9 protein-coding genes are annotated in these 10,586 nt (G+C 64.2%); 2 read left to right on the forward strand and 7 right to left on the reverse strand.

Annotation, left to right across the window (positions count from 1 at the left end; translation table 11 throughout):
• Nucleotides 1-6: 6 nt before the first annotated feature.
• The 4 genes from cobS to AC1DJT_RS11955 form a co-directional block, all read right to left on the reverse strand.
• Entirely contained in the window at nucleotides 7-990 is a 984-nt protein-coding gene (gene cobS / locus AC1DJT_RS11940; RefSeq protein WP_069878864.1) for a cobaltochelatase subunit CobS, read from the reverse strand.
• Nucleotides 991-1,161: 171 nt separating this feature from the next.
• Nucleotides 1,162-2,310: a glycosyltransferase family protein gene (locus tag AC1DJT_RS11945; protein WP_441505681.1), complete on the reverse strand. Its 1,149-nt coding sequence runs from the start codon at nucleotides 2,308-2,310 to the stop codon at nucleotides 1,162-1,164.
• Complete coding sequence (locus AC1DJT_RS11950) at nucleotides 2,307-3,563, reverse strand: glycosyltransferase (protein WP_441505682.1); 1,257 nt, start codon at nucleotides 3,561-3,563, stop codon at nucleotides 2,307-2,309. Before AC1DJT_RS11950 ends, AC1DJT_RS11945 begins: the two co-directional genes overlap by 4 nt.
• The gene (locus tag AC1DJT_RS11955) at nucleotides 3,560-4,222 is read right to left on the reverse strand and encodes a class I SAM-dependent methyltransferase (RefSeq protein WP_441493206.1); all 663 of its coding nucleotides are present in this window, start codon (nucleotides 4,220-4,222) and stop codon (nucleotides 3,560-3,562) included. Before AC1DJT_RS11955 ends, AC1DJT_RS11950 begins: the two co-directional genes overlap by 4 nt.
• A gap of 84 nt (nucleotides 4,223-4,306) precedes the next feature.
• Between AC1DJT_RS11955 and AC1DJT_RS11960 the strand changes: the two genes are divergently transcribed.
• On the forward strand, nucleotides 4,307-4,852 hold the full coding sequence (locus tag AC1DJT_RS11960) for a hypothetical protein (RefSeq protein WP_441505683.1): 546 nt from the start codon (nucleotides 4,307-4,309) through the stop codon (nucleotides 4,850-4,852).
• A 3-nt stretch (nucleotides 4,853-4,855) separates the two neighbouring features.
• Here the strand turns inward: AC1DJT_RS11960 and AC1DJT_RS11965 are convergent, their stop codons facing one another.
• From AC1DJT_RS11965 to AC1DJT_RS11975, 3 genes are read right to left on the reverse strand one after another with little or no spacing between them, the layout of a single operon-like run.
• The gene (locus tag AC1DJT_RS11965) at nucleotides 4,856-6,709 is read right to left on the reverse strand and encodes an adenylate/guanylate cyclase domain-containing protein (protein ID WP_476775495.1); all 1,854 of its coding nucleotides are present in this window, start codon (nucleotides 6,707-6,709) and stop codon (nucleotides 4,856-4,858) included.
• A 16-nt stretch (nucleotides 6,710-6,725) separates the two neighbouring features.
• Nucleotides 6,726-7,175, reverse strand: a complete 450-nt coding sequence (locus tag AC1DJT_RS11970; protein WP_441493203.1) for a cyclic nucleotide-binding domain-containing protein — start codon at nucleotides 7,173-7,175, stop codon at nucleotides 6,726-6,728.
• Nucleotides 7,172-9,910, reverse strand: coding sequence for an ABC transporter transmembrane domain-containing protein (locus AC1DJT_RS11975; protein WP_476834123.1), 2,739 nt, complete (start codon nucleotides 9,908-9,910; stop codon nucleotides 7,172-7,174). The genes AC1DJT_RS11970 and AC1DJT_RS11975 overlap by 4 nt, the downstream gene beginning before the upstream one ends.
• Before the next feature lie 195 nt (nucleotides 9,911-10,105).
• Here AC1DJT_RS11975 and AC1DJT_RS11980 point away from each other — a divergent pair.
• Nucleotides 10,106-10,586: heparin lyase I family protein (locus tag AC1DJT_RS11980; protein ID WP_476834124.1), on the forward strand; the 481-nt coding region annotated here is incomplete at its 3' end.

Raw genomic sequence — 10,586 nt, forward strand, 5'->3', positions numbered from 1 at the left:
TTCCCCTCAGCTCAGAACGACGTTGACCGCGCTCTCCGGCAATTCCTTGCCGAAGGAGCGCTGGAAGAACTCCGCCACGAGCGTGCGCTCCATCTCGTCGCACTTGTTCAGGAACGTCACCCGGAAAGCGAAGCCGATATCGCCGAAGATCGCGGCATTCTCGGCCCAGGTGATGACCGTGCGCGGGCTCATGACGGTCGAGAGATCGCCGTTCATGAAGGCGTTGCGTGTCAGGTCGGCGACGCGGACCATCTTGTTGACGATGTCCTTGCCCTCGGGCGAGGCCTGATAATGCTTCGACTTGGCGAGCACGATCGCGACTTCGTTGTCGTGCGGCAGGTAGTTCAGCGTSGTSACGATCGACCAGCGGTCCATCTGGCCYTGGTTGATCTGCTGGGTGCCGTGATAGAGGCCCGACGTGTCGCCGAGGCCGACCGTGTTCGCCGTGGCGAACATGCGGAAGGCAGGGTGAGGACGGATGACGCGCTTCTGATCGAGCAGCGTCAGCTTGCCGGACTGCTCGAGCACGCGCTGGATCACGAACATAACGTCCGGGCGACCGGCGTCGTACTCGTCGAAGACGAGCGCGATGTTGTTCTGCAGCGCCCAGGGCAGGATGCCGTCCTGGAACTCGGTGATCTGCTTGCCTTCCTTCAGCACGATCGCGTCCTTGCCGACGAGATCGAGGCGCGAGACGTGGCTGTCGAGGTTGACGCGCACGCAAGGCCAGTTCAGGCGGGCCGCGACCTGTTCGATATGGGTCGATTTGCCTGTGCCGTGATAGCCCGAGATCATGACGCGTCGATTATGCGCGAAGCCCGCGAGAATCGCGATCGTGGTGTCACGGTCAAATCGGTAGTCGACGTCGAGATCGGGCACATGGGCGTCGGCCTGCGAGTAGGCCGGCACTTCGAGATCGGAGTCGATCCCAAAAGTCTGGCGCACCGACAGCTTCATATCGGGAAGGCCCTGGGCAATCGTCGTCGTCATTGTCTTGTCTCCGGGCGCAGAACAGTGCCGGGCGAACCACCGGTTGTCCCACTGCCGACCGAAAGGGGAGGCGTACGAAACCTAATTAGTGCGAAAGCGTCGGAGCGGCAATTCGCAAACCGCCGCAACGGCAATACGCAGGAGGCATGTCGCAAAAGACATACCGAGCGTTCAGGCGCGTTCGGCCAGCAGCTTCGCAATGATCGCGACGGAGGTTTCGGCCCCTGCCCTGTCGATCGTGAGCGGTGGGGGCGCATCTGCCCCCAGCATCTCCGTCACCGCTTTCTCCAACCTGTTCGGTGTCAGCGAATCAGGTCCGGTCAGGCGCAGACAACGTGCGAGGCCTGCATTCTCCATCGCCTCGGCGCGGATCGCCTGCTCGGTCTCGTTTCCGGCATCGAAGGGCACCACGATCGCCGGCCGCCCGGCGCGGACCAGGTCTAGCACCGTGTTGTAGCCGGCCTGGCTGATCGAAAGCGCACAGCCTGCAAGCAGCCCGGGGAAATCCGGTCTCGCACGTTCGACGCGGACATGCGCCGGCGCCTTGCCCTCCAGGTCGGCGAATTCCTCTGCGCCGATGCCCTGACCGCCAAGGATACGCCAGCGCCTGCGATTGCCCATCAAGGTCGCGGTCGCGATGGCGAGCTCGAACAGAGGCAAGCCAGCAGCCGAACCGCCTCCGGACACCACGATCTCGCCAGGCTCCAAGGGAGCGGCGCACTCCTCGGGGCCGGTCAGGTAACCGGTATAGCGCAGCTTTCGCGCCAGCTCTGGTGCAACCGGCCAGGACCGCTCCAGCGGCAGGAAGGCTCTGTCGCCATGGACGAGGACCGCGTCGAAATGTGCCGCGATGCGCGCTTCGGCCTCACGGATGCGATCGGCGCGCGGCGTCACCAGGACATCGCGCACCGAGGACAGGACCAGCGCCCGTGGATTGGCCGCCGCCGCCACGCCGATGAGGCCCAGAAACTCATCGCCCAATTGTCGGCGTCCGAACGGAAAATGCTCGGTAATGACGACATCGGGCCGGTGCTGCGCCGTKAGATCGCAGAGCGTCTTCCGGCGCAAGGCGCGATAGTCCTGCGAAACCGGTCTCCCTTCCGGGTCGAGCAGGTTCCGGAAGTCAACACCCTCGACCTTGACCGGCGGCAACTGGGCAAAGGTGAACGAACCGTCCGGGACGGATCGCGGCGCGGCCCCGCCACTGACCAGCACGGTTTCGAATCCGGCGGCCCCAAGGGCACGCGCAAGATGAGCGGCCCTGACAAGATGGCCGCTGCCGAGGAGGTGCGTGACGGCGATCAGGACGCGGGGCGTCATGATCGCCGCCGGTTCGCTGCGTCCAACAGCATCGCCTGGACCCGGTCGAGTCCCGCCGCTGCCGAAAACTCCTGCGCCAATCTCTGGAAGGCGGCCTCCCCAAGGGCGACGCGCCGTGTCGGGGACGACGCGAGATCGGCCAATTGCCGCGCCAGTGCCTCCCGATCGCCCGGCGCCACGAGCACACCTTCGACGCCTTCGCGTACGAATTCGGGAATGCCCGCGAAATCGGTCGCAACGATCGGCAGGGCTTGGCTTGCGGCCTCCATCACGACATTGGGCAGGCCATCGCGATCGCCATCGCCCGCCTGCTTCGAGGGCAATACGAAGAGATCCGCATCGCGCAGGGCCGCAATCACGTCCTGCTGAGCCTTAGGCCCCGACCAGATGACCCGCTCCGCCAGTCCGAGATTCGCGGACAACGCCTTCAGCGCAGCGAGCCTTTCGCCGCCGCCGATATGGGTCAGCCGCCAGTGAAGCTCTGCCGGCAGCGCCGCCAGAGCTGCGAGCAGATCGTCGAAGCCCTTCTTCTCCACCGCCCGACCAATGGTGATGAAACGAACCGGATCGGCAGGGTCGCGACCATCGCGCATGATCCGCGCGACCGGAGGCGCGGGAAACCGCGCCAGGTCGAGCCCATGATAGAGCAGAGCGACCTTGTCGGTGCGATCCGCAAGCCGCGTCAGCTCCGCATGTCCATCACGAGTGCAGGTGACGCCCCAGGCTGCGTCGGCGATCTTTTCGCGCTTCTCCCAGTCCGGTGTCGTCCAGATATCCTTGGCATGGGCCGAAAATGACCAGCTCAAGCCACGCAGCAGCGCCGCGTATCGGATCACCGAGGCCGGCGTATGCAGATAGTGAACGTGCAGATGGTCGATACTCCCCGGGAGTTCCCGCGCCATCACGCAGGCCTGGCCGAAGCGGCGCACCCTGTTACGCGTCGGATCGCGGGCAAGATCGCGCAGGAAAACCGGCAGGAGCCGAAGGAATCCTGGCCGGAACAGAGCCCGCCCGATGCCGCGCAGCACACGCCCCGGCTCCTCGTGCAGATACTCCGGCAGGTATGTCACGGGCGCCGTGATCTGCTTGTGCATGAGGTGGCGTGCGCCATCCGTCGGCTGACGCAGCGACCAGATCGAAAAAGGCAGTGCGCGCTGCTGCAGGCCCAGCAATTCCTGTGCGATGAACGTCTCCGACAGGCGCGGATAGCCCTTCATCGCAATCGCGATCCGCGGCTCCTTCACCTCGCTCATCGCCGGCCGATCAGCATGAAGCGCGTATAGTTCCTGCCCGGCAGCGCGCCGGAAAAATGGATCTCGGACAGTCCGACCTGCTCCTTGAACGCTTCAAGACTGGCGACGCAGCTTTTGTGGTCCGGCTCGCGATAATAATCGTTCGACTGCAACAGCACCGGCAGACCGGGCGGCAGCGATGCGACCCAGCCGGGCACATCGGCCAGATGCTCGCAGCTCGTGTTGATCACCAGGCCGGGCCGCTCGGGCTCCCTCGTGAAATCAAGCTGCATCATATCGGCAGTGACAGCGCCGAAGCGCTCTTCCGCGACATGGCGGCGATTCAGGCGTTCGGCGATCTCCGCACACGCGGGATCGCGGTCGAGGCTGACCACCCTGCCGAGGTCGAGCCGCGGATCATCCAGCAACAAAGCGCCGAGCACGCCATACCACGCCCCGAGCACCCAGACCGGCCCCTCCGGTCGCGGCAAAGTCTCGGCCAGCGCATCGACCAGCCAGCGCTTGGACGCGATCTGCTTGTGGTTGAAGGCGATCCAGAGTTCCGGCGGCATCCCCTGGCCGATCAGCCGCGCGAGATCGGCCACGACCCTGTTTCCGGTCAGGGCTGCGACACCGCGCAGAATGTCGTAGAAGGCGTCCGAAGGCGTGTCCGTGGTCATGCCATATCGCGAAGGGATGGGATGAATTCGGCCGGACCATATGCAAGCCCGGATATAAAGGCCAGTCACGAGAATGACGGCGCAATGGCCCCTTCGGGAACCTTGTTGCCCCATCTCGCCGGCCCCGGCGCCTGCTTGAGACAGGTGCTCGCCGCGCACGCGGTGCGGCACTGCCCGCATATCGTGGAGATCGGGGGCGCCGGGCTGCCGATCACCGGCTTTCTCACCCATTCCCCGCAATCGGTGACGGTGATCGACCCGAAAATACCGGCTTTCAAAGCAGATATACTGAACGGAAAGCCCTGCACGGTCCTGCATCGGGCCGCCAAGCTTCAGGCCATCGCGCTTGCCCCGCCGAAGCCCTATGCATTGGTGCTGCTCGGCCTGTCGCTCAAGCCCTTCGGGGGAACCGCGGCGACCCCGCCCGAACTGCTCGCCCTTGCGGAAGCAGCCGAGACCCTTGTGATCGACTACGCGCTCGATCTGGAACGCGCCTGCGGCCAGATCGGCGCGATCACGGCGACGCGGCCGGCTCCGCCGCTTATCGATCTCGCCATGACGATCGACGATCCGGCATTGCGCAGCGCCGGATACGACCGCCGCCGCTTCCTGGTCTATGGCCCGCCCTGAGCCTCAGACGTCCTGATTTTCGGGCTTCTGGTCAGCCTGCGTCTTGGGGCGCCGCCCAGCCGGATTCGCGGGGGTGGGCGTCTCGGTGGGAGCCCGCTGCTCCCCATTGCCAGCATCCTGCGTCGCGCCTTGCGTCGCCACTGCGCTGGCGTCCACCGCGTCAGCCTCATCCGCAGCGTCGATGCGTGGCGTCCTGGCGAAGCCATAGGCCGCCATCGGCGCATCCCGGCCCTTGATCATCACCTTCAGCGGAACGGCTTCGGCAAAGCTCCGGCCGGTCACTGCAACAGTCGTCTCCGAAACCACGATATCGGCGAGAACACGCCGTGTCGCGGCCTCGAACTGGCTCGCGATCGCCACCGTCTCGCCGACCGTGATCTCATGCCGGCCGAGGCTGTCATTCTCGACCGCGCCGACGACAGCCTGGCCGGTATGGATGCCGATGCCGATCCGCAGCGGCAGCGGCAGGGCCGCGCTGAACTCACGATTCAGGGCGTCGACCGCCCGCACGATGTCGCCAGCAGCCGCGATCGAAGCCAGTGCCGCCTTGGCCGGGCTGGCTTCCAGGCCGAACACCGCCATGAAGCCATCGCCATAGAGAGCATCGATGCGCCCGCCATGAGCGATGATCGCCTGCGCCATCTCGTCGAAGAAGCGATTGAGCAATCCGATCAGCTCATGCGGCAGTTGACGCTCCGACAGCGCCGAGAAAGCGCGCAGATCGGCCACCATCACGGTCAGGCCGCGCCGGGCAATGGAACTATCCAGTTCGACGGCTCGTATGGCCGATCCGAGTTTGGATGCGAGCAACAACTGCACCTGCAGGTCGTCGCGCGGTCGGATCTGGCAGGCGAGGCGGACACGCGGCGGCGCCGAAATCCGACGCAGCAGCTTCGCCTCGTTCGGCCCTGGCGCCGGAAGCCCATCCGCACCATCGAGGACCAGCACGCGGCAGGTGGCACAGCGCGCCCGCCCACCGCAAAGCGCCGCATGCGGAATATTGAAGCGCCGGAACAGCTCAAGCACGGTCGGGCCGGGCACGACCTTGCGCACGCCATGGCCGACGAAGCGCACCGTGATCGCACGGGTCGTCCGCACCCGGAACTCGCGAAACGCAACGAAGATCGCGAAGGCGCCTACGAGCCCGAAGAAGCCACTCTTCACCCACATCTCATGCCAGTTGGACATCGCCGACCGGGCGTCGTTGCGTGCCTCCGGCGGCAGGGCCATTTGCACGGCCTCGCGCGCGGCGACGGAGAAGCCGATCAGGGCAAGAACCGGAATGAGGATCGCGACCAGAAGAAAGGGATCGCGCCACCGCGCATAGCTATCCCGGCTGCGCAGGATGAAGTGCAGGCCGATCATGCCATGCGTCCAGACCAGGAGCAGGAGCAGCGACTGCGCCAAGGCGTGCCCGGGCCAGAGCCGTCGCAGCACCGCGTGGTAGCTCTCGTCGATATGGAAATAATGCCCGATGATCCGGGTGCTGACGATATGGTCGACGAGCAGCAGGGGGATGGCGAGGCCCAGCGCGATCTGCAGGATTTCGCGCACCGGCATGCGGAAGGTCCGGCGCTGCGCGACTCGCACCAGAGCAAAGAGCGGGTGAACGATCAGAGCGCCATAGAGCGCGACGGTTCCCGGCCAGGAATGCCAGACAGCGTAGCGCCATTCCTGCACCTGCTCCATCGCCGCAACACCGGCGATCCCAACGGCATGGTTGAGGAAATGGGTCGTCGCGAAGACGAGCAGGACGAACCCTGACACCAGGCGGATATCCCGGCTCCAGGACGAAACCTGGCTCATGCCGGCATCGAATCCAGGCGAACGCTTCGTGCCGGTCTGCGGCAGACTCATGAGTTTTCCCGTGTCCTCAATGGACCTTCTCGCTATGCAGGACGTAATTGGCCAGTCGGTACAGGCGCGAGGCCAGATCACGTGACAGCGCAACGCTGAAATCGGGAACGGTGCCGAGCAGTTCGAAGAACAGATCCTTCGGCAGGCGGAGCGCGCAGACCTCGGTCTTGGCGACAGCTTCGCCGAGATAGGCCTGGTCGCTCAGCATCGGCACGTCGCCGAAGATGCTTCCCGTCTCGAACTGGAAGCGCTTGGCGGGGCGTTCACCCTCCATGTGGAGGAGCTCCACCTCTCCCTCCAGGATGAAGTAGACGCCTTGCGGCCTCTCTCCTTCCCGGATGATGACGGTCCCCGGCTCGAAATGCAGGCGTTCACCCATCAAGGCCACAAGCTTGAGCCGTGGCGCCGGCAGGCTGCGAAAGAGCGGTATGCTCCGCAGGCAGGCGATATCGCTTTCGAGCGTCATTGTCGCACCTCTACCCCCTCGGCGACCCGCAACGGAGATGAAACGGCCCGATGTTCCGTTTCGTCCTCGCCATCGCTGTCGCCGTCTTCAATCACGCCGAAGGAWCCGTTGAACACGAGCCTCGGCGAAATGTCCCTGGCGAGACTACCATCACCAAGAAGTAGAAACAGTGTCATGCCGGCACAATGCTTGCGCAAGCGGCTGATGATTTCACCACCCTTGTTTGTCGTGGCAAGCAGCGCACTCGGATCGAGAATCGCGATCTGCGGCGTCTTGATCAAGGCTTGGGCGAGTGGGATCGCGAGCCGGATCCGGGCCGGCAGATAGCGGCCACGCAGCCCGCAATCGGTGTTGAGTCCGACGCGATAGAGCGAGCCGTCCAGACCTGCGCGAGACAGCGCCGTTCGCATGATGTCGGCAACCTTGCGGCCGGCATCGCTGATGCCGAARCCGATGCGCCCGAACAGAAGATTGTCGCGGATGCTGGCCCCATCCATGACGCGGTCCGGGTCATAGAAATCGACCGAACTGGCAGCATCCGCCGGCAAATGGGCCTTGAAACTTGCCCGCGCACGCAAAATCCGCCGCCGCAGGGCATCGTCCAGCAAGTTGAGGCGGTGCTTCGGTTCGATATAGCCGAGCGCGAGCGCCATCAGGTTTCGCTCCGTTTCCGGATCGAGCGGGCTGCGCATATCGTGCTTGGCAAGAACCGAGGCCAGGCTCTTCAGTATCTMGAGGTCGAAGTTCGTGCCAAAGGAATACCTTTCGAACAAGGCATGGCCGGCCGGCAGTCCCTCGAAGATCTCGACCACCGTCGAGACGATGCGCGCACCCACTTCGACGAGCGGCTCGATCAGCGCTTCGGCCTGCATCAGGGCGCGCGCATAGGGCTCCGCCAGCAGGGTATCATTGGCGAAACGCGCCCCCTTGCGCGCCCCGAAGATCAGGTTCTCCGCAATGGTCGCGTTGGCATTGTAGCGTTTGGGATCGAATGTCTCGACCAGTCCGGCAAGCTTGCTCTTGGACAGTTCCGCCGCCACGACCTTGCGGGCTTCGGTGATCCTGTCGATGATCGACTGGTCGAGCGGCAGGACGACCTTGCCGTCCAGTCCGAGCTCGTAGACGTCCTCGTCGCAGCCAAGGACCTCCAGAATCCGCTGGACATGCGCTTCAAGCTCGGCGGCGTCGGCGAGCCCCACCCCTTCATAGTCGGTCCAGTCGGCCGCAAACGAGAAGGGCGTATTGCCGGAGCGGACCGCTTCGATCAGCCGCCTGTGCTCTTGCGGCGTGATCGGTTCCTTTGGCTTCAGGCTCGGCCGCCGGCGCCTGAGGGGCAGCAGGATGTTGTCGCGCAGCGTGCCGTTGATGATCTCGACCTCCTGGCCGGCATAACCGATCAGATGGCTTGCCTTCTCGACCGAAAATCGCGCGAGGCTGGCCCTGTCGATCAGGACCCGTCCCGAATAGGACATGATCTGGCGGMCTAGGATGCGGCCGAAGACGTCGCGCGCTCCCCCCGGCGGCCCGATGACGGCAACGACACTGGGACGAGGCACCTGAAACGACAAGGGCGACAGCAGCGGCTGGCCGCGGTTATCGAGCATCTGGACGCTGTCGAGCCTGATCTCGCCCTTGTCGGGCAGGTTCGAACAATCCTCCTCCTCGTCGAGCACCATTGTCTCGTCAGGGTTGAACTGGCCGACGACCTGTTCGTACTTGATGGTGACGTCGTTGCGCTGCTGATCCCAGTCGATCAGTTCCTTGATCGGCGGCGGCAGATCGCGATAGGCCGCGATCACGGCAACGAGCTGGCCGATATCGAGCCGGCCCTGCAGGGCAAAATAGCCCCCGACTGCGTAGAAGAAGAATGGCGTGATCTGGGCCAGCAGGTTGTTGAGGAACTTGACCGCGAATTTGCGCTTGTAGAGCGCGTAGCGGATGTCGAAAAGGTTGCCGAGACGCCCGGCAATATCCGACTGCATATAGTTGGTGACGCCATGCCCCTGAATGGTCGGACCGGCATCCACGATCTCGCCGATCCTCCCCGCGAGCAGGCGCGATGCGATCTGCCTTTCGCGGCCAAGCCGTAACTGCTCCCGCCGCAGGATCGGGATGATGATCGCCTGGGCGATCACGATGAACAGTGCGATCGAGCCCAGCCAGACGCTTTGCACCATGATGAAAACCAGCGCCGTCAACGCCTGGCTAAGCAGGAAGACCGGCTGGATGAAGGCATCACCGACGAAACCGCCGATCGGCTCGACCTCGTCCTTGATCATGCTTGCCACTTCGGCCGGCTTGACCGCCCTGATATCCTCCGGCTGGAAGCGCATGAGCTGGCTGAACAGGTCGTAGCGCATGCGCCTCAGCATCCGCTCGCCGAGGATGCCCTTGCGCACGTTGATCACGTATTTGAAGACGCCGTTGATCAGCACCAGCACAAGGAAATAGAAGCTCAGCCCGAAGAGCAGCCCGAGCTGGCCGACCTGGAAGCCGTCGAACAGGTGGACGCTGCCGCCGCCGAAGATGTCCGGCCAATGCAGCGTGATGTCCATCAGCGTCGCGCTGGTCTGGCCGTCCTTGAAGGCTCCGCCCTGGATCGCATCGTTGACGATGCGCTTCGGCACGACGAACGAGGCCCAGTTGAATGGAATTGAGGCAAGGATGATCAGCAGGACGACGATCTGTTCGCCACGGCTCTTCTGCCAGATGTAACGAAAGAGGTTCGTCTCCAAGGGACGTCCTGTCTGGCGAACCGGATGGTGCACCGCTTATTGAGTTTCGCGTCATATGTGTGTCAGTCACGGCCCTTGCGCAATGTCGCAATGCGGCATGCCCACGGCTTGCTTGGCGCCCGGCCGCATGTTTCGATCACAATGCGCGGAGGAACGACGATGCGGCTGAGAGGTGTCGGACGGCGGTTGGCAGGGATGTCAGGGATTGCCCTGCTCGCGCTGACACCGCCGTCATTGGCTGCGGCACAGGACGGATCTTCGCTGTTCCTGAGGGATGCTTTCGATGCCGGGCGCTTCGCCCTCGAAGGCGGGCTCTATTATAAGGACAATGCCGAACAGCGCGCCGGACAGGTGACATTTCAGGAGAAAGGCGCCCTGGATGGCAGGGGCGCGCTCACCCTGTCGGTCAAGCCGCTCTGCGCGAAGGGCGCGCGCAATTGCAGCGAAAGGGCCGAGGTCTGGGAGAAGCCCGAGGTCCTGGCAAGCTACGATCAGACGGTCTGGCACGGMTTCGCCATGCGCCTCGACGATCCCGTGCCGCAGGACGATGCCCGCTATGTCATGGCGCAGTGGAAGCGCCAGATCACGCCCGGAGCAGAGGGAGATTATTCGCCCTTTCTGGCGCTCAGGCTGTTTCAGGGGCGGCTTGGTGTCACCGTAGAGACCGACATGATCG

The organism is Allobosea sp. 05T422_2, from assembly GCF_056396265.1.